Source organism: Vibrio sp. 1CM8B (assembly GCF_023161685.1).
Classification (GTDB): Bacteria; Pseudomonadota; Gammaproteobacteria; order Enterobacterales; family Vibrionaceae; genus Vibrio; species Vibrio coralliirubri.
In genome coordinates, this window is sequence record NZ_JALNTU010000003.1 from 366,532 (window position 1) to 390,204 (window position 23,673).

At 44.5% G+C, this 23,673-nt stretch carries 22 protein-coding genes; 5 read left to right on the top strand and 17 right to left on the bottom strand.

Features of this window, described 5'->3' with window-relative positions; translation table 11 throughout:
* The first annotated feature begins 15 nt into the window (after positions 1-15).
* Positions 16-1,482, top strand: a complete 1,467-nt coding sequence (gbpA, locus tag MSG36_RS08060) for an N-acetylglucosamine-binding protein GbpA (RefSeq protein WP_248367161.1) — start codon at positions 16-18, stop codon at positions 1,480-1,482.
* A 110-nt stretch (positions 1,483-1,592) separates the two neighbouring features.
* Here gbpA and cyoE read toward each other — a convergent pair whose 3' ends face one another.
* Genes cyoE through MSG36_RS08080 form a run of 4 tightly spaced genes read right to left on the bottom strand, consistent with a single transcriptional unit; the run spans position 1,593 to position 5,276 of the window.
* On the bottom strand, positions 1,593-2,567 hold the full coding sequence (cyoE, locus tag MSG36_RS08065; protein ID WP_248367163.1) for a heme o synthase: 975 nt from the start codon (positions 2,565-2,567) through the stop codon (positions 1,593-1,595).
* A complete protein-coding gene (locus MSG36_RS08070; RefSeq protein WP_248367165.1) occupies positions 2,557-3,612 on the bottom strand; it encodes a COX15/CtaA family protein in 1,056 nt (351 codons plus the stop codon). Before MSG36_RS08070 ends, cyoE begins: the two co-directional genes overlap by 11 nt.
* A 59-nt stretch (positions 3,613-3,671) precedes the next feature.
* Positions 3,672-4,280 carry a hypothetical protein gene (locus MSG36_RS08075; RefSeq protein ID WP_248367167.1) on the bottom strand — a complete coding sequence of 203 codons (609 nt, stop codon included), beginning with the start codon at positions 4,278-4,280 and terminating at the stop codon, positions 3,672-3,674.
* A 54-nt stretch (positions 4,281-4,334) separates the two neighbouring features.
* Positions 4,335-5,276 carry an SURF1 family protein gene (locus tag MSG36_RS08080; protein WP_248367169.1) on the bottom strand — a complete coding sequence of 314 codons (942 nt, stop codon included), beginning with the start codon at positions 5,274-5,276 and terminating at the stop codon, positions 4,335-4,337.
* Here MSG36_RS08080 and MSG36_RS08085 point away from each other — a divergent pair.
* A complete protein-coding gene (locus MSG36_RS08085) occupies positions 5,164-5,394 on the top strand; it encodes a DUF2909 family protein (RefSeq protein ID WP_017064837.1) in 231 nt (76 codons plus the stop codon). The genes MSG36_RS08080 and MSG36_RS08085 overlap by 113 nt on opposite strands.
* Before the next feature lie 19 nt (positions 5,395-5,413).
* On the opposite strand, the gene MSG36_RS08090 is transcribed toward MSG36_RS08085, so the two are convergent.
* From MSG36_RS08090 to coxB, 4 genes are read right to left on the bottom strand one after another with little or no spacing between them, the layout of a single operon-like run.
* Positions 5,414-6,298 (bottom strand): cytochrome c oxidase subunit 3, encoded by an 885-nt coding sequence (locus tag MSG36_RS08090; RefSeq protein WP_248367171.1) that lies wholly within the window; start codon positions 6,296-6,298, stop codon positions 5,414-5,416.
* Between the two features lie 38 nt (positions 6,299-6,336).
* Positions 6,337-7,011, bottom strand: a complete 675-nt coding sequence (locus MSG36_RS08095) for a cytochrome c oxidase assembly protein (protein ID WP_248367173.1) — start codon at positions 7,009-7,011, stop codon at positions 6,337-6,339.
* An 11-nt stretch (positions 7,012-7,022) separates the two neighbouring features.
* Positions 7,023-8,684 carry a cytochrome c oxidase subunit I gene (gene ctaD / locus MSG36_RS08100; RefSeq protein ID WP_017061756.1) on the bottom strand — a complete coding sequence of 554 codons (1,662 nt, stop codon included), beginning with the start codon at positions 8,682-8,684 and terminating at the stop codon, positions 7,023-7,025.
* Complete coding sequence (gene coxB / locus MSG36_RS08105; protein WP_248367175.1) at positions 8,681-9,883, bottom strand: cytochrome c oxidase subunit II; 1,203 nt, start codon at positions 9,881-9,883, stop codon at positions 8,681-8,683. The genes ctaD and coxB overlap by 4 nt, the downstream gene beginning before the upstream one ends.
* A 452-nt stretch (positions 9,884-10,335) precedes the next feature.
* Between coxB and MSG36_RS08110 the strand changes: the two genes are divergently transcribed.
* Positions 10,336-12,042 carry a phospho-sugar mutase gene (locus MSG36_RS08110; RefSeq protein ID WP_248367177.1) on the top strand — a complete coding sequence of 569 codons (1,707 nt, stop codon included), beginning with the start codon at positions 10,336-10,338 and terminating at the stop codon, positions 12,040-12,042.
* Between the two features lie 105 nt (positions 12,043-12,147).
* Here the strand turns inward: MSG36_RS08110 and MSG36_RS08115 are convergent, their stop codons facing one another.
* From MSG36_RS08115 to yegD, 4 genes are all read right to left on the bottom strand, one after another.
* Positions 12,148-12,780 carry a LysE family translocator gene (locus MSG36_RS08115; RefSeq protein ID WP_050644045.1) on the bottom strand — a complete coding sequence of 211 codons (633 nt, stop codon included), beginning with the start codon at positions 12,778-12,780 and terminating at the stop codon, positions 12,148-12,150.
* 150 nt (positions 12,781-12,930) lie between these two features.
* Positions 12,931-13,563 carry a fumarylacetoacetate hydrolase family protein gene (locus MSG36_RS08120; protein WP_052880002.1) on the bottom strand — a complete coding sequence of 211 codons (633 nt, stop codon included), beginning with the start codon at positions 13,561-13,563 and terminating at the stop codon, positions 12,931-12,933.
* Between the two features lie 360 nt (positions 13,564-13,923).
* A complete protein-coding gene (locus tag MSG36_RS08125; protein WP_052880001.1) occupies positions 13,924-14,961 on the bottom strand; it encodes a porin in 1,038 nt (345 codons plus the stop codon).
* A gap of 493 nt (positions 14,962-15,454) precedes the next feature.
* A complete protein-coding gene (yegD, locus tag MSG36_RS08130) occupies positions 15,455-16,807 on the bottom strand; it encodes a molecular chaperone (protein ID WP_052880000.1) in 1,353 nt (450 codons plus the stop codon).
* Between the two features lie 159 nt (positions 16,808-16,966).
* On the opposite strand from yegD, the gene MSG36_RS08135 reads away from it, so the two are divergent.
* On the top strand, positions 16,967-17,275 hold the full coding sequence (locus MSG36_RS08135) for a DUF1289 domain-containing protein (protein WP_082242633.1): 309 nt from the start codon (positions 16,967-16,969) through the stop codon (positions 17,273-17,275).
* Between the two features lie 135 nt (positions 17,276-17,410).
* Here the strand turns inward: MSG36_RS08135 and MSG36_RS08140 are convergent, their stop codons facing one another.
* Entirely contained in the window at positions 17,411-17,761 is a 351-nt protein-coding gene (locus MSG36_RS08140; RefSeq protein WP_052879999.1) for a HopJ type III effector protein, read from the bottom strand.
* A 194-nt stretch (positions 17,762-17,955) separates the two neighbouring features.
* On the opposite strand from MSG36_RS08140, the gene MSG36_RS08145 reads away from it, so the two are divergent.
* Positions 17,956-18,615: a PilZ domain-containing protein gene (locus MSG36_RS08145; RefSeq protein ID WP_048659071.1), complete on the top strand. Its 660-nt coding sequence runs from the start codon at positions 17,956-17,958 to the stop codon at positions 18,613-18,615.
* Positions 18,616-18,674: 59 nt separating this feature from the next.
* Here the strand turns inward: MSG36_RS08145 and luxQ are convergent, their stop codons facing one another.
* The 4 genes from luxQ to MSG36_RS08165 form a co-directional block, all read right to left on the bottom strand.
* Positions 18,675-21,248, bottom strand: a complete 2,574-nt coding sequence (gene luxQ / locus MSG36_RS08150) for a quorum-sensing autoinducer 2 sensor kinase/phosphatase LuxQ (RefSeq protein WP_248367179.1) — start codon at positions 21,246-21,248, stop codon at positions 18,675-18,677.
* Positions 21,248-22,342, bottom strand: coding sequence for an autoinducer 2-binding periplasmic protein LuxP (locus tag MSG36_RS08155; protein WP_248367181.1), 1,095 nt, complete (start codon positions 22,340-22,342; stop codon positions 21,248-21,250). Before MSG36_RS08155 ends, luxQ begins: the two co-directional genes overlap by 1 nt.
* Before the next feature lie 308 nt (positions 22,343-22,650).
* Positions 22,651-22,965, bottom strand: a complete 315-nt coding sequence (locus MSG36_RS08160) for a GIY-YIG nuclease family protein (RefSeq protein ID WP_248367182.1) — start codon at positions 22,963-22,965, stop codon at positions 22,651-22,653.
* On the bottom strand, positions 22,966-23,622 hold the full coding sequence (locus tag MSG36_RS08165) for a YceH family protein (protein WP_019823422.1): 657 nt from the start codon (positions 23,620-23,622) through the stop codon (positions 22,966-22,968).
* Between the last annotated feature and the right edge of the window lie 51 nt (positions 23,623-23,673).

Sequence of the window (23,673 nt, forward strand, 5' to 3'; positions counted from 1 at the left end):
CAGTAAGGACAAATAATGAAACAACTCCCAAAAAAATCACTCATCGCGCTATCGCTTCTTAGCGTAAGCGGTGCAAGCTTCGGTCACGGTTATGTCTCGGCATACAACAATGGCGTAGCTGAGAGCCGTGTTGCCCTATGTAAGTTCCCTGCGAGTGATACGCAAGAGAAAAACACCAACTGTGGTGGTATCCAATACGAACCACAAAGTGTAGAAGGCCCTGAAGGCTTCCCAGAAGTTGGCCCTGCTGATGGAAAAATCGCCAGTGCGCAATCTTCTTTAGCAGCAGCGCTAGACGAGCAAAAGGCAGACCGCTGGGTTAAACGCCCTATCAAGTCTGGTTCTCAGTACTTTGAGTGGACGTTCACAGCTAACCACAAGACTCGCGATTGGAAATATTACATTACTCAACCAGACTGGAATCCAAACCAGCCTTTGACTCGCAGCTCTTTTGACTTAACGCCATTCTGTGTTGTTGAAGGCAATATGGAACAACCACCGATGCAAGTAAGCCACTTGTGTAATGTGCCAGAACGCGAAGGCTATCAAGTGATCCTTGCGGTATGGGATGTAGGTGACACTGCAGCGGCTTTCTACAACGTTATCGATGTGAAGTTTGATGGCGACGGCCCTATCATTCCTGATTGGGATCAAGGTGGTCAAATCAACCCGACACAAGACCTAAATGTTGGTGACGCTGTTTACACTCGTGTATTCGACCAATCTGGTGAGAACGCTTCATACAGCACAGAGCTTGTGATTGAAAGTTCAGAGCAAGGCAAAGCCAATAACTGGTCTTACGCACTTGCTTCTAAGATCAACCAAGAGCAGACGCAAATCAAAGCAGGTCAATTGAACGACCAAGGCGATTTCGCACCCGTTTACGGCACTAACCCTGTTTATCTAAAAACAGGCTCTGGCTTTAACAGTGTAGAAATCGGCTACAAGATTGATACTCCAGAACCCGAGCATGATCTTGAAATCTCGGGCTTAGAATCAGAGTACATTATCGATGAGAGCCAACCTACTCAGCTTGATCTTACGTTAGCGGCAACAGGCGATATCCAAGCTGAGCTTACCGTGTACAACCATCACCGTGAAGCACTTGCATCTCAGAAATCGGACCTAACAGACGGACAAGTTGAAGATGTTCAACTGACTCTTTCTAAGTCTGAAGCTGGCCACCACATGCTTGTGGTTGTGACGAAAGATGACCAAGGTAACTTAGTGGATCAGAATACGCTTGATTTCCATCTAATGGATGAGCAAACACCGCCACCAGCGGGCGATTACGACTTTGTGTTCCCAGAAAGCATTGAATCTTACACTGCAGGAACAAAGGTTCTGAGCAGCGATGGTGGTGTGTATCAGTGTAAAGAGTTCCCATACTCTGGTTACTGTGTTCAATGGGCTCCAACAGCAACTCAGTACGAGCCAGGTGTCGGTTCACACTGGCAAGATGCTTGGAACAAAGTGGACTAATTGTTAGCGAGTTACTTACTTTCAAGTATGTGAGCTTGTGTAATTAGCCAAACAAAAACGGATGCCCAGAGCATCCGTTTTCTTATTCAGCAACAGCAGAAATGCGGTTATCAAAGTAGATAGTGGTCTGCCAACAGAGCCACAAACAAGATCATGAGATGATAGATGGAGAACTTAAAGGTCTTCATCGCCATATTAGGCTCATCACGATATTTCAGTATCCAAGCGTGATAAACAAACCCACCGTTAAGTACCAATGAAGCGCTCAGATATATCCAGCTGCTCATGCCAACCAATACAGGCAATATACACACGATGCTAAGCAACAAGGTATACAGCAAAATAGACGTCTTAGTGTATTCGATTCCGTGGGTTACAGGCAGCATGGGGATGTTCACTTTGGCATACTCGTCACGACGATGAATTGCCAACGCCCAGAAGTGGGGAGGCGTCCAAATAAAGATGATCATCACCAACAACCAAGCGTTTGAATGCAGCTCATTGGTGACCGCCGTCCAGCCCAATAACGGAGGCATAGCGCCTGCGATCCCTGCAATTACGATGTTTTGCGGCGTAGCCCGCTTCAAGTACATGGTATAAATCACCGCATAGCCTAATAAGCTCGCAAAGGTTAACCAAGCGGTCAGTTGATTAACCCACACCACTAATGTGACAAAGCCAAGTAAACCAATGCCTGCAGCAAAGCTGAACACCCGTACGCTGCTGAGTTCTCCTGACGGCAAAGGGCGTCGGTTTGTGCGAGTCATTTGCCCATCGATCTTTTTGTCGATCAAATGGTTAAATGCCGCTGCCGAGCCCGCCATCAACCCTATTCCGATCATTCCAAACAGAGTTTGCTGTAAAGGTAATCCGTTAGGCACCGCTAAACACATACCAACCAGTGCCGTCAGCAACATCAAAGCCACTACCTTGGGTTTGGTCAGCGTTAAATAAACTTTCCAAGTGGCTTTGTTTTTTGCAGCCATTTGGTTACCTAAAGCTATGTCATTGTTGGCTGTTATCTTATGAGTTAAGGCTGCGTCTTGAGCCACCGCTTCATACTGTGTTGACGTTCTACTGACCATGATTACCTCCTTGTAATACACTGTTCTTCACCAAGCTCTCACTCGGTTTGCGTTGCCACACCACAAAATTGGTTACAACCATGCTGATGAGCAACATTGCTGCGACTAGGTTATGCAAAACCGCAACTGAGATTGGCAAGTGAAACCATACATTACTGATCCCAAGGCTGATTTGAGTAAACAACACTATTGCCACAATCACGCTCAACTTTTGGTGAGGTGCTTGGCCAAACTTCCATAACTGGTACACGACCATCAGCACCGTTAATGTCGCCACAATAGCCCCGAACCTGTGCATAACATGGATGGTGAGCCTTGCTGGATACTCCAATACACCAAACTCATAGTTATCGTGTCCATGTTGAGCAAAATCGAACGCATTTTTGAAATCGAGGTAGCTCATCCAGTTACCTTCACAAATAGGCAATTGGGTACACACCAAAGCGGCATAGTTTGACGATGTCCAACCACCAAGCAGTATCTGCCCAACCACAATGAGTAACCCAAACAGCGCCCAAAATTTAAGTGTTGGAGAATAAGAAGCCTCACCAAAACGGCTTTGGAAATGAGACAAACGGCAGTAGAGCAGACACAACAGTGACAGCAACGTGAAGCCCCCCATCAAATGCGCCATAACCACAACGGGCATCAACTTAAGAGTCACCGTCCACATTCCAAGCAAAGCCTGAAAAATCACAGTGGCTGAGATAAGTAATGGAAGACCAACTGGTGTGATGTTCTTTTTAATACACCAAGCTACAACGACAAAGATAAGCAGCCCTAATGTTCCTGCAAAGTAGCGATGTATCATCTCTATCCACGCTTTGTCTGCTTCAAGAGCTCGCTCTGGAAATTGCAGATTGGCTTGATTCACCGCTTGGGCATCAGACGGAACGGTGATCTTACCGTAACAACCCGGCCAGTCAGGGCAGCCAAGGCCAGCATCAGACAAACGTGTATAAGCGCCGAGAACAATCACGGTAAGGGTTAACAAGATAGTCACTCGCATCACGAGCATCAGTAAATCAGGGGCTTTATTCTGCATCGCTTATCTCCCTATACTTATTCCCTTTCGCTGCTTGAGCTCAAGCACTCGCGCCAACACTACCCAACTCGTGATAGCTTAAGTAGCTTTCTTAAATCATGAATCATGCCTTTGGATTGCCCGACTAGCTGCGACGGTTCCGAAACGCTTTTGTACTCCATAACCAACTGCCCTAGTGGGTCAATAATGACAATAGAAGCCGGCGCAAACTCGGTACTTAACTGATCGCCACCAGCTAGCAAAGACAGATCCGGCTTATCAAGCGAACCCGATAACGAGTTGCCTTCCGATACAAAAACAACGGCGGTCACTCGCTCTTTGTTTTTCCCTAACGCTAAGTAACTTTGATTCAAATAATGAAGCTGTTGTTCACACAAGCTTTCGCACTCCATCGGTGCGATATAACCCACTACCCACCCCTCTCCAGCCATGGGTACCGTTACGCCGAAATCCGCTAGTGTGGTTCTTGGTTCTACCAATTCGCCCGAGTTAGTGACGCCTGACGTGTACCAATTCTGATCCAACACGGTTTTGGCAATAATCGCAGGCAAAGCGAAAATCAAAACTAATCCGATTAATACCAGACGCCCCTTAGTACGACGACTTTTAAGCTCGGCCATGTTTGCATCGGTACTTTCCCTGTTCATTTGTACTTGAGATTTATCCATCTTTCTTCCTTGTTGTAGGCGCTGCTTTTAAGTCGCTATTTAAACTTCAAGTGCCTACTTCTTATTCATGTAGCTATTTTTCTTAAAATATCGGAACCCAATCAATAACATCAAAAACAGAAGTACAGCAGCCATTACAAACCATTGAAACGAGTAACCAAAGTGCTTCTCAGACTTCATTGCCGTCGGTCGCCATAACAACTCATAAGGCCACGAATCTAAGCTCTGAGGTTGGAAGACAAAGGGCAGCACTTCTTGCCCTGTATACTGTGATAACGCTGCTATGTTTAGGTTTTGGATTCTATTCGGTGTCGTATTTTCTAAACCCAACTCATGACTTAAAGGATTAACGGAGCGTGTATACAAGCGCCCTGACATTTTGGTTGGTACAGTGATGCTTCCTAATTGCGGTAGTTCTCTTCTGTCCTTACTTGCCGCAACAAATCCAAGATCGATCAACAACTGTTTTTCAGCCACTAAGGACTGGTTTTCATCTTCAAAACGAACCTTACCCAACATGTAAATCACATACCCTACCGTTCCTTGGTTTATCTGGTTGTCTAACAAGAGTATCAAGCCACTCGCATTGACTAATTCAACATCAGCCTTCAACCCATTTAAGGTTTGAGGGTTTAATGACTCTTGATTAGATAAACCCAGCTCTCGCATCTCAGAAATAACGACACCTAAAGGTTGTGACGATAGCTGTGCTCTCTCAACTAATTGCTGTTCATAACGTAATTTCTCGTTACCACGATCGAGTTGCCACAAACCTAACTTGATTAAAGCGCCGACTGAAACCACAGTTAAAACAACCGCTATCCAAAAACCTTTACTGCGGAACTTGTGTTCATCATCAATCAATCGGTTTGGAGTTATCACTATGGCGTCATCTACCTTTGTTCTGTTATTTAAAGTCGTCTTGGTCGCTTTGCTGTTTTTTATCGCTTTCAATTTGATGAAAGGTCTAATCCAAATCGCCTCGGGCAAACACAATGGAAAAAGGCTCAGTCACTTCTTGGGGCGTCGTGTCATGTGGTCAGCCGTTGTCGTGCTACTTTTATTACTTGCTCTGGGATCAGGAGTGATAACTCCCAACCCTCGCCCCTATTAATCCCCTATAGGCTCAATCGTTAAAGCACATAAACAAACACAAACAGCCCTAACCAAACCACATCAACAAAGTGCCAATACCAACTGCCCGCTTGGAACGCAAAGTGGTCTTTCGGAGTGAAATGGTCTTTCGCAACCCTTGCCAGCAACACAATCAAAAAGATCGTCCCTAAACAGACATGTAAACCATGAAACCCAGTCAGCAAAAAGAAGGTATTACCGTAGATGCCAGACTGAAGTGTCAGCCCCATCTCTTGATAAGCGTGAAGATACTCTTCAACTTGGAAGAACAGGAAGAAGCCAGCCAGAACAATGGTTATCTCCAACCAGACGATCAAAGCCATACGCTTATTTTGTTCAAGACTAATATGTGCCATGTGCAGCGTCACAGAGGAAAGCAGCAGGATAATGGTGTTCTTAAGCGGGATACCTTGCCAAGACATAGCTTCTGTCGTCACGCCATCAGGTGTCGTCGTTAACGGCCACATTGATTGAAACATCGGCCACAACACTTCATGGGTCATTTCATTGTTGCCCGCACCGCCAATCCAAGGGACAGAAATCATTCGAGCATAGAAAAGCGCGCCAAAGAAAGCGCCGAAGAACATGATCTCAGAGAAGATGAACCAACTCATGCCTTGCCTAAAGGAGCGGGATATTTGCTCAGAATAAACGCCACTTAATGATTCCGTGATCACATTACTAAACCATCCTGCGAGCATGTAAAGCAGCACTGCAAACCCAACTAACAACACCGCTTTGCCAAATACTCCACCTGCGGCGTCGGTGCCCATATTTTGCACCGTCAAGCCAGCGCCAACCGCGACCAAAAACAGCGCTACGGCACCCACCAATGGCCAGTGGCTTTGATGTGGAACGAAATAAACTTCCTTTTTAGAACTCATCGCTCAACTCCTTATGTTGATACTGGTTCTGTAAATCCCTAGTTACTTGCGAGTGTGCTCGCTTTTGGTGAGCCAGATTGTAGTGTGTTCAATGTTGATGTGCTCACTTCAGGCTTACTTGCCTCTCCACTCACCTGACTCGTGATGTTAAACAGCGTATAAGAGAGTGTAAGCGTATGTATTGATTCAGGAATGTCTGGCTCAATGTAAAATATCAAACCCATTTCTGCGCTCTTGTGCCCATCCAATGGTTGCTGATTAAAGCAAAAGCACTCCATCTTATTGAAGTAAGTAGCCCCCATACCTGGAGAAACCGATGGTACGGCTTGGCCAACCAATGAGGCTCCAGAGAGGTTTTTGGCAATGTAGTTAGTTTGAACCACCTCACCAGGATGAACCTCTAACACTCGAACTTCAGGCGAAAACTGCCACGGCATATCTGGCTTAATGTGCGACATGAATTCCACTCGAACAGTACGAGAATAGTCGGGCAGCATTCCCTGAGGTTGAACCGCTGAAACCGTGTTGGTTTTCCCGTTGATCCCCAAGGCTTCACACATTACGTCATACAGAGGAACCAAAGCGAAACCGAAGCCAAACATCGCAACCACACTCAACACCAAATAGCCCGTCAGCTTTTTGGTTGACCGCTTATTAGACAGGCGCTTTGGTTGTTTTTTATCTTGATTGGGATCGCTTTGCTTATCACTCATGGTTCTGTCCTCTAATCCACTTTAGGTGGATGAGTAAAGGTGTGGTGAGGCGCAGGGCTTGGTACTGTCCACTCAAGTCCTTCAGCTCTGTCCCAAGGCTTGCTTGGTGCAGGCTCGCCCCCTCTTACGCACTTAATCGCTAGCCATAAGAAAATTAGCTGAGACAACCCAAAGGCAAAACCGCCAATCGACACCACTTGGTTAACGTCGGCGAACTGAATCGCGTAATCAGGAATACGACGCGGCATACCCGCTAACCCCAAAAAGTGCATTGGGAAGAACAGTACATTGACTGAAATTACCGACGTCCAGAAATGCCACAGACTGAGCTTGTGGTCGTACATATGTCCGGTCCACTTAGGCAGCCAATAATAGGCGGCAGCCATAATTGAGAACACGGCACCTGTTACCAGAACATAGTGGAAATGAGCCACAACAAAGTAGGTATCGTGATATTGGAAATCAGCTGGCACGATAGCGAGCATCAATCCAGATAACCCACCAATCGTAAACAAAACAATAAAGGCAATCGCAAACAGCATTGGGGTTTCAAAGGTCAAAGCCCCCCGCCACATGGTCGCCACCCAGTTGAAGACTTTCACACCGGTCGGCACCGCTATCAACATGGTGCAATACATGAAGAACAGTTCAGCAAATACTGGCATACCCGTGGTGAACATGTGGTGTGCCCAAACCAAGAATGACAACAGTGCGATACTACAGGTCGCATAAACCATCGAGTGATAACCAAATAGGCGCTTACCACTGAATGCAGGGATGATGGCTGAGACAATACCAAAAGATGGCAAGATCATGATGTACACTTCGGGGTGCCCAAAGAACCAGAATATATGTTGAAACATCACTGGGTCCCCACCACCAGCGGCATCAAAGAAGCTAGTCCCAAAGTATTTGTCAGTCAGTACCATGGTCACAGCCCCCGCGAGCACGGGCATCACCGCTATCAGCAAGAAAGCGGTAATTAACCAAGTCCATACGAACATCGGTAGCTTGAACCAAGTCATGCCCGGTGCGCGCATGTTCACTATGGTTACGATCACGTTGATCGCCCCCATGATTGAACTGATCCCCATAATATGAACTGAGAATACGAATAGCGCGGTACTGTCTGGCCCATAAGTTGTCGAGAGTGGCGCATAAAAGGTCCAACCAAAGCTCGGGCCGCCCCCTTCTGTAAACAAAGATCCGATTAAGATTAGAAACGCAAAAGGCAAGATCCAGAAACTGAGGTTGTTCATTCTCGGCAGCGCCATATCTGGTGCACCGATCATCATCGGAATCATCCAGTTAGCCAAACCCGTAAATGCAGGCATCACGGCACCGAATACCATGATTAAACCATGGACGGTAGTCATCTGATTGAAGAAATCTGGCTCAACAAGTTGTAAACCCGGTTGGAACAGCTCCGCACGGATCACCATCGCCATGGCGCCACCCGTTAAGAACATTGCAAAACTGAACCACAAATAAAGTGTACCAATATCTTTATGATTGGTTGAATACAGCCAACGAGCCCAACCTTTAGGTGCCGCATGTGAGTCGTGATCATCAACAGGCAAATCATTATTGCCCAAGGTGCCTTCCGCAGAATGGCTCAGTACTTGATCTTCTGCTGGAGCCGATTTCACCGGCTTATTGATTGGTGAACTCATAACTGATCCTTAGCATCATTTTGTGCATCATCCGTTGAGCTTTCAGAACTGCCTTCTTGCTTCGCCTTATAAGCGTTGATATCTGAGGCCTGAACAATATCGCCGGTGTTATTACCCCAAGCATTTCGTTGATAAGTCACTACCGCTGCGATCTCTTTCTCGGTTAACTGATTATCGAATGCTTGCATCGCCGTTCCGCCACGACCATAAACAATGGTGTCGATATGAACATCCACATCACCAAGGGCAATAGGACTTCCTTTGATGGCAGGGAATGCTCCGGGAATGCCTTCACCGTTTACTTGGTGACAAACCGCACATCGAGTTTTGTAAACCTCTTCACCGATGGTATTCAACTCTGCCAAGGAAAGTGACGCATCTAATGCATCTTTCGCGGCTTGTTGTTCGGCTATCGCCAACTCTTTCTGTTCTGCTAGCCATGCGTCAAACTCGTCTTCTTCCATGGCATGCACCACGATCGGCATGAAGCCATGGGCACGACCACACAACTCTGCACACTGCCCGCGGTAGACGCCGGGCTCATCTATCTTAGTCCAAGCCTCATTGATAAAACCTGGAATGGTATCTTTCTTAACGGCGAATGCTGGCACCCACCATGAGTGAATCACATCATCGGAAGTCATCAAGAAACGGACTTTACGGTCAACAGGCAGTACAAGCGGCTTATCAACTTCTAGCAAGTAATGCGCGCCTTTCACTTCAATGCCTTCAATCTCTTTGTCACTGGTCGCTAGAAGGCTGAAAAATTCGACGTCTTCACCAAAATAGCTGTAATGCCATTTCCATTGTGACCCGGTGATTTTAACGGTCAAATCTGATTGGGAGGTATCTTCCATCGCTATCAAAGTTTTGGTGGCGGGTATCGCCATAGCGATGAGGATGATAATAGGGATGATGGTCCAAAGAATTTCGACTTTCGTGCTTTCGTGGAAATGGGCAGCAACGGCCCCCTTCGATTTCCTGTGCCTCAAAATCGAATAAAACATCACACCAAAAACAACAAAGGCAATCGCACAGCAGATGTAGAAGATCAGCATATGAAGTTCATACACCTTACCACTGATCTCAGTGACGCCTTGAGTCATGTTGTAATCACTGCTTGCGTGCACTAAAGGCGATACTAAAAGCACAACAAAACTCTTCAAAAGCCACGCTAGCCTAACCAGTAATCTTTTCAAAAGATCTCTCCTTATCCTTCCTAATTGGATACTTGCGACCTAAATGTCGTTGTGAGCTGGACAACGTTCATTGTTATTCCGGCTACACATGAAAAGGCTGAATCTCAATCTACAACTCACATGGAACTAGCCTGTAAGTGGGCTACTGACCTTATATAACCTAAGAACTAATACGGTTCAAAAGCGTTGGAGGTTTCCATGAAAGATTCAAAAACGGCGAATTTGTTAAATTTTGTTATATTTATGTAAAAGGCTAGTTAGTGATATTCAATTATTCAAGGTAAGTTTACTTACTAAACAGTCAATTATTTGAAGTGGCTTAATCTACATGCCCTCTGCCGTTGGAATTTATTTTATATCGAGTTTTACGATTGCTTTCATGGAAATGATAATCAATATCACTTAAATTAAATCAACAGTAAGTCATACCGACATTAAAAGGTTTAGTGATTATGCAAGATGCAATGAATTGGTTAGCGAGAGACCCAGACCCAAGAACTCGTGAAGAACTTCAACACCTCATCGATGAGGGAATGCACGACGAACTTGAAGACCGCTTTACCCAACGATTAGAGTTCGGAACAGCAGGGCTTAGAGGCAAAGTTGGATGCGGCCCAAATCGAATGAACCGTTTAGTCATACAGGAAACAGCAACCGGGCTCGGCCACTACTTAATCGAACATGTCGCTAATGCGACCATCCGCGGTGTGGTCGTGGGTTATGACGGCCGTTTAGATTCGAAGCAGTTCGCGATTGATACCGCTTCCGTATTCACGGCTTTAGGCATTAAGGTTTATCTAACCTCGAACGTCGCGGCGACCCCTATCGTTGCTTTTGGTATTGAGCACTTTAACGCCGCAGCTGCTGTTGTGGTGACCGCCAGCCACAACCCACCGGAATACAATGGTTTCAAAGTGTATTGGGAGAATGGCGCTCAAATCATTCCTCCTCACGATGCAGGCATTGCCGCTGAAATCGAGATCGCGTCAACTAAGCCGCTCCCTTTAATGAGCCTAAGCGACGCTGAAACGCAAGGTAAGCTGGTGTGGTTAACTGAAGGCTATTATCAAACATATCGCGCTGCGATCAATCAGAGCCCATACGTGAGTAACGAGATCGAATCGGCGAACACAACCATCACCTATACCGCAATGCATGGTGTCGGCGCACAAATGGCTGAGGATCTACTTCACGATTCTGGTTTCCATAAGGTGTTCAGCGTTGCAGAACAAAGAGAGCCCGATGGTAACTTCCCGACCGTCAACTTCCCGAATCCGGAAGAAAAAGGCGCGATGGATCTGGTGGTTAACTTAGCAAAAAGTGTCGATGCCGACATTGCTTGTGCCAACGATCCAGATGCAGACCGATTTGCGGTTGCAGTGAGAACAGATGATGGCTCATACAAAATGCTAACAGGTGACCAAGTTGGTGTGCTATTCGCTCATTATCTACTCTCAAAGCCGCATACCAAAAACCAGTTAGTTGGTAACAGCATCGTCTCATCCACCCTACTAGAAAAAGTGGCTCAATCTCATGGTGCGACTTATTTCCAAACGCTGACAGGTTTTAAATGGTTAGCGAATATTGGCATGCAATTAGAAGATGAGCAGAACGAGTTCTTGTTTGCCTATGAAGAAGCATTAGGCTATACAATTGGTACTCAGGTAAGAGACAAAGATGGGCTGTCTGCTATCGTCGTGTTTGCTCAATTGGTTGAGGAGTTAAAATCGCAAGGTCGAACGGTTTGGGATCTTCTCGCTCAAATTTCATTTGAACATGGGGTTCACACCAACGCGCAGCGAAGTATTGCCCTAGACCCAGACTCACCATCAATTGGTTCTAAGCTCCGCTCGGCACAGCCTAAAGGAATCAACGGTGTCGCTATCTCTGTAATTGAAGATCTGCAGTCTTCTTTACGCTTCGTCATTGGAGGCAATACTGAAGCCATTAACCTGCCCGCAAGTGACGTACTCATCTATCACCTCGAGGATGGTTCACGCATTATCGTAAGACCTTCAGGCACAGAGCCAAAAGTGAAAGTCTATTATGAAACGGTGACAAAGTTTGAGGGGACAGAAACCTATGAAGACACTCGCCTGCGCGGTGAGAAGTACATGGAGAAACTGATTGAACAGCACCAACAAGAGTTGAATTCATAGCGATTTAGCGCGTTCAACATGTAACGGTTAAATATAAAAATGGACGCTCGAAGCGTCCATTTTTGTCTCGCGGCTAACCACGAGAAGATGTCTGATTTGATTCGTCTACGAAGTAAAGAAAGAAGACAACATCCAGATAGCCAACACGATGAAGACTCCGCCCATGACTTTCTGTTGATAGGTACGAAATTTCGCGTTTTCTACCAGAGACTTACCAATCGTACCCACTAAAGCCACCAGCAAAAAGTTGAACGTTAAGCCAAGAACATTCAGTAATAAACCCAGAACAAGCATCTGCTGACCGGAAGTCGCTTCAATATTCGTCGACACAAACTGTGGTAAGAACATCACAAAGAAAACCAACGCTTTTGGATTAAGCAGGTTACTAATAAGCGCTCTTTGATAGTAGGCTTTTGCTGCAAAGTTATCGCTTAACTCAGGCGCGTTACCCTGTTCTGTGCGCAGACAATCCCATCCCATCTTCAACAAGTACGCGCCGCCTAACAAATGTAGAGCTTTAAGCGCTATTGGGCTCATTGCGATCAACGCTGAAACACCCATTGCAGCCAATACAGTCAGGATGATTCCGGAAGTTGCATTACCTAAACTTGCGAACACACCAACCTTGCGGCCGTAGCTCATACTTGAGCTCGCGATGAGTAACATATCAGGGCCAGGTAAAAGAAGAAGTGCAACAACGGCTGTCAGGTAAACAGGTAAGATGGCTAAGTCGATCATGGGTTTCAGTATTGATAAAAACGGAGGCGGATTTTATATCAATTACCAACACCCTTCCAGATGCAATTAGTTGTAAGGTGGTAAATTGTACGAATTAAAAACTAACTTTAACCATTCAAACCAATTTATTAACTAAACATAGAGCATTAATTAACTCGCTACCCACTCAATCTCAATCAATGTCGCTTCACCACACTTTAGACGACCAAGGAAGATATCACCTCGATGCACCTCACCAACACCTTTAGGTGTGCCTGTCATTACAACATCACCATCAAGCAAAGTCGTATAAGAAGATAACTCTTCGAGGATAGTTTGTGGAGAGTAAAGCATCTGCTCAACGTGCCCTTTTTGAACGCGAACACAGTTAATAAATAGCTCTAGATTTAAGTCAGAGAGAGCTAAGTTATCAATGGGTACAAAACGGCTCAAGACAGCGGAACCATCAAACGCTTTGGCGCGCTCCCAAGGTAAGCCTTTCACTTTTAAGCTACTTTGTAATTCACGTTTGGTGAGATCTAGCCCTAAACCCACAGCGGAGTACTGGCCATTTTCAACAATAAAACAGATTTCTGCTTCGTAGTGCAGCGCTTCTTGATGAAAAGAAGACAGAGATGACGTAACACTGGTGCTCGGTTTATTGAAAACCACCATTGAGTCTGGAATTGCGTTATTGAGTTCTTCGATGTGATCGACATAGTTACGCCCAACACACAGAACCTTGGTTGGAGTTGCTGTTCGTTTCGAATTCATCAGCTGTTCCTGATCGACAACACTGCTCATAGTTTATCCCTGAACTATTTTTTGGAGTGCAGAGTTTAACGCATCATAAAATGAGAGTCTTCGACAAGATGGTTACCGATCTCTAAATTCTGATCTTTAGCTCAATTAAATGATTTAAATACTTTTATCCGAAGATCGCGACATATATGAACTGATGACAAGAGCCATAGCTTCGTAGATCATAACTACGTAGATAAAATGAATAGCAGGGAAACATGAAGGAAAAGCTAAAACAGATGCGTATAGAACGAAAGAAGCCCTCTCAAACCAAAAGGCTGGAGAGGGCTTAGCATGGTGTCTAGGACAGTATCCGAAAAGGTAAATTTAAGGAGTAAACACTATGCTAAATAAGTCTGCGACTTATAGGTAGTAACGAGCACCAAGTAGCCATTGGTCGTCAGCTTTTTCTTTGTACACGCCAGAACCTTGTAGGTCAAACTGGTAACCAGCGAAGCCTACGAACTGAGATGTGAAGTTGTATTCAGCTTGTAGAGCAGTCGTGCTGTACACAGTTTCGCTCATCTTGTCGTCTTCTACAGCTTCGTAGTTAACGCTTAGGTTAAGGCTGTTAGATAGTGCGTAAGAAGCTAGTAATTCAACTGCAACTGACTCTTCAAGAATTTGGCCGTTACCAGAGTTCATGTAGTTGTTCATTGCGTAAACACCAGCAAGGTAAAGACCTTCAGCGCCGTATGAACCGTAAGTAGCACTTACTACGTGTGAATCAGCAGTTTGTGAACCAGCAAGTGCGTACTCTACGTCACCTGTGTTGTACGCGTAGTTTGCAGTGAAACCAGCGATTGCGTAGTTCAATGCAACTTGACCACGGTTACCGTATGTAGTTAAGTCATCAATCTTACGACCTTGCCATGCAACTGCAGCGCTTAGAGAACCTGCATTGCCGAAATCGATAGCGTTACCGTAGCTCACCATCTCTTCACCACGACCAGTACCTAGGTTACCGTGATCTTCGTAGATGAAGTCATTCGCGAATGCGATTGGCATATCTGCTACGCCAGCAACGTTGTAGTAAGGTGCCCATTGAGTACCTACTGCTGCACGACCGTAATCGTCGTGAGAAAGACCAACGTAACCAAGACGAGTTGTGAATGACTCTTCACCACCATCAAGCATGTTTAGCGCCCATTCACCTTTAGCGTCAGCAGTAAAGCCGTTGCCAAGCTCGTGAGTTGCACCGAAGTTGATACGTGGAGATACAGTTTCTACACCAATGTCATCGCTGTTTTGACGGTCATCGCTGTTTACGTCACCAACTGCAACTGAAACGTGGCCGCCAACTGAGAATGTTGTGCCATCTTCGTTGTAAAGTTCTACTGCAACTGCCTGTGTACCAAATACTGCACCAGAAATTGCTAGCGCTAAAAGTTTCTTATTCATTGTCATATCCATTATGTAACTGGGTGAGTTATTCACTAACAACCTCGTGCTTACGGAGAAGTTGTTACCTGCATTTAACAAGTAGCGAAACCCTAATATACGAATGACAAGAAAGTTGCATTAAAATATATAAAATAAAAAAAATCGCAACATAAAAAACAAAAAATCATTTAAAAACAAAGAAATAACACAGTAATTACTGGGAGTTCTTTTCATTCTTTGAGATGAACACTTTGATTATTTTTGATTTTATAATCACTAAAAAAGCATTAAAAATCTAAATCCAAGGTAACTCATCAGACCATCGAGAGGTTAACCTTTAACCTTGAAACATTTTGTAACATACAGAACTCAACTGAAATATTTAGCTTTGTGAAACAAATCCCAATTTGAGCTAGGAAAAATCGCTCAATAGAAAGTTCATTAGAGAAAAAACAAAAAAAAGGGCAACCAATCAGCGACTGGTTGCCCTTCATAACTCATCATTGGACTCTTATTTGAAGCAAACCTCGGCCCAACGAGCTAAACCTGCAGTTACTGAACCGAAGTAATTACCACTCACAATCGGTACGTTCGGCACAGCTTTTTGTACGGCTTCACGAAGTATCGGTGAACGCGCAGAACCACCCGTCATGTAGATTACGTCTGGCTTTTTCTGGCCTTGTTGAATCGCTTCTTTAACCAACTCAACCATCTTAGACTTTGGTGTTTCAATCGCTTCAACCATCTGTTCGACTGAGATATCTACCTCGACCAGTTCAGAGGCAACATTAATCGCAGCTCGATATTGAGAAGATTCTGCCAGCGCAATCTTGGCTTCTTCCGCTCTACGCACAATACCGTAGCCCAAGGTGTCCTGATAGACCTTCATCAAACGTTCTAGCTTTTGAGGCTCTGACGCTTCTTTACGAAGTAATTTCAATGCCGCTAGGTTTTCTCTTGAATAGAAGTTCTTTTGAGCTTCAACATTATTAATCGCAATAGGATTCCAGAATTGAGTCAGTGGCATATCGATACCCGAAATGCCTTTGCTACCCATACCAAAAGGTGACATAAGTTGTTTGAATGCAAGATAGATATCGAGGTCATTACCCCCTACCCTTTGTCCACTGTGTGCCAACAAACTCTGGGTACGATCCGCTTTACCAGACCAACTAGGTCCCATTTCTAATAATGAGCAATCGGTGGTACCACCGCCAATATCAACAACCAATACTGTTTGGTTTTCAGTTAATGTGCTTTCGTAATCAAGACCTGCGGCTACTGGCTCAAATTGAAAAGCGATATCAAGGAAACCTGCACGCTTAGCTGCGCGAGTGAGGATGTCTTCAGCTTGTCTGTTTGCTTCTTCACCACCTCGACCGTGGAAATTAATTGGTCGGCCGATAACAGCTTGCTTGATCTGATCTTGAGTCGTGATTTCGGCTTGATGCTTAATATTTGCCATCATGGCGCACACTAAATCTTCGAAGAAACTCACCTGAACATCATGCAGTCCACTCGCGCCAAGGAAAGATTTAGGGGACTTAACATAATAAACATCGCGAGGGTCTTCTAGATATAAGTCCAACGCAGCCTGACCAAATGCCATGTCTTCTGGCACTAAGTCGATACTCTCTTCTCTGTTCAGAGCGATCGCACGTCGTAAAACTTGCTCACCGATCGCATCACTCGGCTTGATATTCAAGTGGCGGAAGAGGTGTTCAGAAACACTCTCACGGGTAGGCGCAAACACGGTTGAGGGAATATAGTGGTTGTTACCTTCGAGCGGCAACAGGCTTGGCTCTCCATTAACCATCGCCGCGACAGAACAGTTCGCTGTTCCATAATCAAATCCAATAAACATAATATCCCCCACTCAACAAAAGGGGCGAGATGCTACATGAAAAGCCTAAAAATTACGAGGTCATTTCTAAATTTAACTGAGTAATTTCTTAACCTAACGGCTCTTCAAGAAGAAACAAATATGCTACATTTCAGCCCAAATGAATCACAGGTTAGAGAAATGAAAACACCTTGCCGAGCGGCTTGTAAAAATAATGGCGGAATGTGTAGTGGCTGCTTTCGAACAATGGATGAAATTATAGGTTGGAAAGGCTTATCTGAAGAAGAGCAAACGTCGGTTATGGATAATCTTAGTGGCGAGAGTTCGACTCACCAGTGTCCACAGTGTAATGAGCCAGCTCAATGCGATATCAGTGCCGGTAAAGAGACGTGTTGGTGTTTTGAGCTAGAAAAACGAGATACTAGTGATATTCCAAAGGCTGGAGTTTGTATGTGCCGTAAGTGCTTGTCTGCCTTGCCTGTTCAGTAGTTTAAAGCCTATTCAGCAAGCTACTAGTTAACAAGTTACGAGCTGGTTCAACATAGACAAAAAAAAGCGAGAGGTTATTTTCTCGCTTCAAAATACTGAGATTAAGTTTCGACCTAATCGTTAACTAGTTAGTGTCTACTTCGCTTTTGCAACCAGCGCAGACTGAGAAAACTGGATACCATTCCAGCCATGAACCATAAAGTTACGAATATTTTGATGGTCGCTGTGCTCAGGAAAACCTAGCACGTCGTTACGATAAAATTGACCAAAACAAGCAAGGGTTTGCTCTGCTGATAGGCCTTGCTCTAAACCAAAAGCAAAAATCTTACACGAACCATTATTCTGCCCTGCAGCGTTCACTACCTCACCATTGCGAAATTCGCTCTCAGAAAAATCATAGTGAGCTTCGATCACTTGCATTGTATCTTCAAATTGCACGGCTTCTGGGGTTTCAGCCAGAGTATTTAATAAGGTTTCCAGTTCCATTTACTATTTCTCCATCAAGTATATATCTGTCAGCAGTGTATCTTGTTTTACGACAAGAGTAAGCCGTTGTTTACTTGAGACAGCGATTCATTTTTTTGTTGTACGCTGCTAATTACTTCAATGAAACTAATGACATAGTTTTATCAGGACGTTATATTATTTTATCAAACGATTAACATTGTTCAGTAACGAATATGCATAAAGATAAAAACTTAGAACTGTTCAGATACCTAAAGCCAGGTACAAAAACAGCAGGTGTATTAGAATTTGGCCCAGACGACTCAATCCAGATCAGTACGCTTTATATCGGACACAAAGAAGATCAGTACCTTATACTAGAGCTTACGCAAAAAGCGACAGAAGCACTGACACTGAGAAAGCTCACAAACGTTGATATTATTGTTCGTGCGATTACCGACACCGAACTTGGGCACATTGTCGCGTTCAAAACCAATGTACTGGCTCATATCACCTCACCAGCACATCTAATCTTCCTTCGCCCACCCTCAAACTTTGCAACCAAGCCTATTCGTGAACACGAAAGGTATAAAGTACGTCTCAGCTGTGAAGTCACCTTTGATACCTTGTCGCTGGATGCCACACTGATCGATTTTTCAGCTTCAGGCTGCGGTATCTATCTTACCCAGCAATCAGATATCGATGTCGGCTGGAAGATTAAAGTTAATTCTGACTTAAATGAGTTCTTAGATGACGATCTGGTCTACAAAGTGGTGAGTAAGAAAAGGCAAAGACAAGGCTGGTTGTTAGGTGTCCAATTCCCTGAACACCTAGATATGAGTGATGAGTTGAAAACGCTACTGTTGGAACAAGCCTTTGTCGCTGGCTCGATATAAAGGCAGCAAATTAGTTACTTATCTTCAATAGAGTCCATTTAAGAGCACTAAGTTAAAGCCTAGTGCTCTGTGTCATTCCAGTATGAGTTTTTGAAATGAACAAATGCTTGGTGTAGCGACTCTTCTTTAATCGGTTTTACAATCACGTAATTCGCCCCTGCGGCCATAAAACTATCTCTTGTTGACTCTTGAGCATCAGCGGTACACGCATAAATTGGGGCTGACACACCAATCTCACCTCTTAGTTGCTGAGTGGTTTCAACACCACCGAGATTAGGAAGTTGGTTATCCATCAAGATCAAGTCATAGGTTATCGTCTTAGCCATCTCAATCGCTTCTAAGCCATCTTTTGCCCAAGTGACGACCATGCCATATTTCTTACAGAAAGCCTGAGCAATAAAGGCGTTGGTGTGATTGTCTTCCACCAGCAACACATTCAAAGGTCGACTAAACAACGCCTCTGGCTCAACCTCAGCTTGTTTCTTAGCATCGACTAATAGGGGCTTGGCGTGTACGACCACTGGAATTTCTATCGTGAACTCTGAGCCTTGACCTATCACGCTGCGGACTTGAATGTCCCCTTCCAGCATATCGACCAGATTTTTTACAATCGTAAGTCCTAAACCAGTACCGCCATATTCACGAGTCGTGGTCTCTTCGGCTTGAACAAAGGGTTCAAAAACAGCATCAATCTTGCTTTCATCAATACCAATACCGGAATCTTTCACTCGAACGATTAAGCTGGCGTGATCAGAGTTAAAGATACTCTCGAGCTCAAAGCTGACGGAGATACCGCCTTGATGAGTGAACTTAAGGGCGTTGCTCAACAGATTAAACATGATCTGGTTGAGGCGTACTTGGTCGGTGTTGATTTCGATGTCATCGACCAAGTGATTCACAATGGTAAATTCGATGGATTTATCTTCACACAGCGGACGATAGATGCTGTCTAAGGTATTAACTAACTCCCCCAAGCGGAAGTCTTTCTTTTGAATATTAAACTGCCCTTGCTCAATCTTTGAGAAATCCAAGATATCATTAAGTACCGCCAGTAAGTGTTCCGCACTATTACACAGTACATCCACCTGCTCACGGTTAGCTTCATTGTGCATAGAGCGCTTGAGCAGCTGAGAGACACCGAGAATGCCGTTGAGCGGCGTACGAATCTCGTGACTCATCTTAGCTAGAAAGTCTGCTCGCACATTCGCAAGATGCTCGGCTTCTTCTCTTGCCCGATCAGCCTGCCTTTCCGCCTCGATAAGCTTAGTAATATCTTGCCCTTGTACCACCACCCCTGTGATGCCGTGTTCCACGCGAATAGCAGACATGTTCCAACGAAACACCTTTTCACCAATGGGTACGTTAATACCCGTCAGTTTAGATCCTTGAACCACCATTTGAATATTAGGCAGCATTCGATGCTCAAACTCTTGGGCAATTGGACCATAATTGTCATCAGCATCGAACAGCGCCATACGAGCGGCTGGGTTCATCTGAATCAAGTCGCCTTTCTCAGACCAAACCAAAATAGGTGAATGAGCAAAGTTAAAGAGATCTTGGAACTTTTGATTCTGTTCCGATAAGCGCTCAAAGGTGTCTTCGAGGGTACAACCAATATGGTGGAATTCGAAAATGTTAGAGCCATCAAACTTGTTGTACTCTTCGCCATCGCTTGCGGAGCGGGTGAAATCCATCAGCTTATCTAGCTCAGCAGCAACCCTTCTTTGTATCCAAGTACGCGCAAAGAAAGACATCAATATGATCACCACAATCACTACGATGATCGCGCGCTGATAATTCTCTTCTAACGCAATGAAGTTATTGTTCTTTTGAACGGCTCGAATGATTAAAGGGGTTTCAACCGCGTTGATCTTAATGGTTGCGATGGTGACGAAATGACGCGGCAACTGTTCGTACATTTGATAATTGAGGATGTCAGTAATGGTGTAGCTTTCATCACCACTGAATGTCGATGTCACCGGTGTACCATGCGCTTCAATAACGATATTTTCGCAGTTACTGCCTTGTTGGATTGACTCAGCCAAAGAGAAGTTATTATCAAGCACAATGGCTATATAGAGCTGACCAAGCACTTCCCCGGTAGCGTTATCAACGATAGGAGTACGGCGAGCCAACAAGTGACGCTTACCTATATCTGTCCTCAGTTTAATAAAATGCCAATTACTACTGAAAGAAACCTCATCAGAAATATGCTTTAAGTTGGACTCATCTAAACCATAGAATTGACTGTTGCCGTCTTCCCAAGCCAAACCATCGTGGGTAGAGACAAAGCGTAAATCTGGCGCATGGTCAGGTTCACGTTGGTCAACACCAAAGAAAAAGTAGCTCAGAATCTCGTCATTACCGGTATCAAAATACTCTCTGAGAGTTTCACTGTGTGAGCTGCTGTCTTGGTGGATTTGCAGCACCGACAAACGATAATCAAACATGTTTTGGATCAGGCTTGAGGTTTGCTGAACCGTTCGATTCGTCTCTTGCTGTACGATATTACTGCTGGTTTCATAGTTATGAATAAGCACGCCAGTTGCCATCACGCCTATCACCAAAATAACGATACGCGTAATGAGTCTAGCTAAAGTGTTTCTAGGTGTACTGGCGTAGCTTTTCTTCATTATTGACCTGAGTACCTAAATGCTCGCTGTTTAAGTTCTGAAATACGTTCTGGGGAATCTTCCTTGGTCACAATTTCAAATTCACCAGAGTAAACGGTAGGCACTTCCAAACCGGCTAGATCCCACTTGATCGCCTCTGCCATCGCAATGCCCGTATCGTCGTTCATACGCATGACAGTAACATCTAAGTCGCCTCTTGCAATGGCTTCAAGTTCAGCAGAGCCGCCTCCCCAACCATTCACTAAGATGTCTTGGCCCGATTCACGAATCGCTTCCATTGCACCGAGAGCCACATCCGTTGAGCATGCATAGATAAAGTCTAGATCCTTATCGTTCTCTATGCTGATTTTAGCCGCTTGGTAGCCACTGTCTTTGTTTGATTTTGTGTAAAACGAAGACTTAAGGGTAAAGTTGGTATCCGTATTCACTTCATGGATAAAAGTATCCCCACGCGCATCACTTATATAGCCTTGTGAGTAATACAAAACAGAATACTTACTGTCTGGTGGGCTTACTTGTTTAAAATAGTCCGCCAGTTTTAAGCTGCCTGTCGCATGGTCAAAGCCCACATACATAAATGGCTGTCTATCCGCCCAAGCTCGCACTGGCGTCGTGATATTTTGAAGGATCAACTTAGTATCTGTAGAGGTCAACACGTGCTCAATAAACTTGCGGTGGCGCGTGGTATCTAGAGTGAAAATCAAGTAGTCCGTTTTGTTTTCAATGGCTTCTTGCAACGAAATACTCTGCTGCGCGAGATCGGAATTAATACGGGTAAATACTTGATTTATTTGGTAGCGGATCTTCAGCCTATCAAGACGTTTCTCAAAAGCTTGAATATTACGAACCCAGTAATCCGAGATCTGTTGACCCGGATACACCACGGAAATCGTAATCGGCTCGTCTTGGATTCTTCTCAGTGGCACAGGGTGATTTTGTACAGCCTCGACCATTTTATCGGTCAATGCTCTTTGTTCTGGAAAAGTGGAAAGATAATCTTGGTATTCCCAGTACCCATTGAGGACATGAGTACCATGGGAGAGAGCGGACGCAGAAAATACGGCAAGTCCAAACAACATCAGTAAACGTTTCATATTTTTCTCGTTTTATATGAGCTACTTTGGCTCATTTTTTAACCTAGCATGACACCATCTCTTTGTATGGCTAATGGATATTATGTAGGACAACGATGATAAATGATAGCGTCTAACACTAATTAGAACGACATTCTAAATGAGCAATATGTTAATTTGGAATGGAGATTAACAACAACGAGTTCAATCATGATTTTAGCCCATTCACGTTAAGAGTAATTACCATTTAAATTCATGAGCTTAGCTTAATTTATCATAGACCCTTACATTATTAAGATTTAATCAATAACAAACATTTTGGCTATGAATTATGAGACTTCGATATATTGAATTTTGTCTTTTTGCCACTCAATAATCAGTTTGAGTGATACCAGTTTTTCTTTGCGGGATTTGTGCAATTGCTTGATCGCGTATTCGGTTTTCAACGCCTCACTTTTTGAGCCAACACCAAAGCTCCAAACCAGCTTAAGTGGGCCTTTACCTTTTAAAGCTTTGGCGCCTTTACCGGTTTGATGTTGTTCCAATCGACGTTCTAGATTGTTCGTCACGCCACAATAAAGGGCATTGTGACGATTGCGGATCAAGTACACGACCCAATCCGCATTTTTATCAGACTCAGACATCTAAAGCAGTGATTCAACCAGAGCCTTAAGCTCTGCCACTTCTGCTCTTAGGCTTGCAACTTCAGACTCAAGCTCTTCAAACTTTTCACTCGTTGCAGAGGGTGCAGCCGCGCTGACTGATGCCGTCGCAAACGCTTCAACATCCACTTCACCGCTCAATAAGTGCTGGTAGCGTGATTCACGTTTACCCGCTTCGCGTGGTAGCTTAACCACTAAGGCACCTGCTTCTCTTGCAGCTAGCTTATCTAATGTTGCTTCTACTTCTTTCACATCACTAAAGTTTGCAAGGCGACCCGTTCGAGTACGAAGTTCACCGGGTGTTTGCGCGCCGCGCAGTAACATACAACAGATGATTGCACGCTCTTGCTCTGTAAATTGCAGATCACCGAACTCAGTGTTGCAGAAACGATGCTGATACTTATTAACACGGCTATTGAAGCTGCTCTCATCGCTCACCATGCGACGTCCGATTAAGCCATCAACCGCATCTAAAACATCTGACTCAGAAAGAGAGAGAACAGGTTCACGGTTACTCTTTTGATTACATGCCGTGGTTAAACTGTTCAGTGTCAGTGGGTAATGATCGGGAGTAGTGACTTCTTTCTCGATCAAACAACCGATAATTCTCGCTTCAATTGGGGAAAGTACTGTGTTCATCGTTTTTCCTTTTTATTATTTTGATAATTCCATCTCAACACCTAACAATAC

Coding starts and splice junctions, on each gene's coding strand:
- ctaD (WP_017061756.1), bottom strand. CDS start 8,684: ATGAGTTCACCAATCAATAAGCCGGTGAAATCGGCTCCAGCAGAAGAT.
- MSG36_RS08165 (WP_019823422.1), bottom strand. CDS start 23,622: ATGAACACAGTACTTTCCCCAATTGAAGCGAGAATTATCGGTTGTTTG.
- MSG36_RS08110 (WP_248367177.1), top strand. CDS start 10,336: ATGCAAGATGCAATGAATTGGTTAGCGAGAGACCCAGACCCAAGAACT.
- MSG36_RS08085 (WP_017064837.1), top strand. CDS start 5,164: ATGGCGTCATCTACCTTTGTTCTGTTATTTAAAGTCGTCTTGGTCGCT.
- MSG36_RS08145 (WP_048659071.1), top strand. CDS start 17,956: ATGCATAAAGATAAAAACTTAGAACTGTTCAGATACCTAAAGCCAGGT.
- cyoE (WP_248367163.1), bottom strand. CDS start 2,567: ATGGTCAGTAGAACGTCAACACAGTATGAAGCGGTGGCTCAAGACGCA.
- MSG36_RS08090 (WP_248367171.1), bottom strand. CDS start 6,298: ATGAGTTCTAAAAAGGAAGTTTATTTCGTTCCACATCAAAGCCACTGG.
- gbpA (WP_248367161.1), top strand. CDS start 16: ATGAAACAACTCCCAAAAAAATCACTCATCGCGCTATCGCTTCTTAGC.
- yegD (WP_052880000.1), bottom strand. CDS start 16,807: ATGTTTATTGGATTTGATTATGGAACAGCGAACTGTTCTGTCGCGGCG.
- MSG36_RS08135 (WP_082242633.1), top strand. CDS start 16,967: ATGAAAACACCTTGCCGAGCGGCTTGTAAAAATAATGGCGGAATGTGT.
- MSG36_RS08095 (WP_248367173.1), bottom strand. CDS start 7,011: ATGAGTGATAAGCAAAGCGATCCCAATCAAGATAAAAAACAACCAAAG.
- MSG36_RS08125 (WP_052880001.1), bottom strand. CDS start 14,961: ATGAATAAGAAACTTTTAGCGCTAGCAATTTCTGGTGCAGTATTTGGT.
- MSG36_RS08115 (WP_050644045.1), bottom strand. CDS start 12,780: ATGATCGACTTAGCCATCTTACCTGTTTACCTGACAGCCGTTGTTGCA.
- MSG36_RS08120 (WP_052880002.1), bottom strand. CDS start 13,563: ATGAGCAGTGTTGTCGATCAGGAACAGCTGATGAATTCGAAACGAACA.
- MSG36_RS08155 (WP_248367181.1), bottom strand. CDS start 22,342: ATGAAACGTTTACTGATGTTGTTTGGACTTGCCGTATTTTCTGCGTCC.
- luxQ (WP_248367179.1), bottom strand. CDS start 21,248: ATGAAGAAAAGCTACGCCAGTACACCTAGAAACACTTTAGCTAGACTC.
- MSG36_RS08160 (WP_248367182.1), bottom strand. CDS start 22,965: ATGTCTGAGTCTGATAAAAATGCGGATTGGGTCGTGTACTTGATCCGC.
- MSG36_RS08070 (WP_248367165.1), bottom strand. CDS start 3,612: ATGCAGAATAAAGCCCCTGATTTACTGATGCTCGTGATGCGAGTGACT.
- MSG36_RS08075 (WP_248367167.1), bottom strand. CDS start 4,280: ATGGATAAATCTCAAGTACAAATGAACAGGGAAAGTACCGATGCAAAC.
- MSG36_RS08140 (WP_052879999.1), bottom strand. CDS start 17,761: ATGGAACTGGAAACCTTATTAAATACTCTGGCTGAAACCCCAGAAGCC.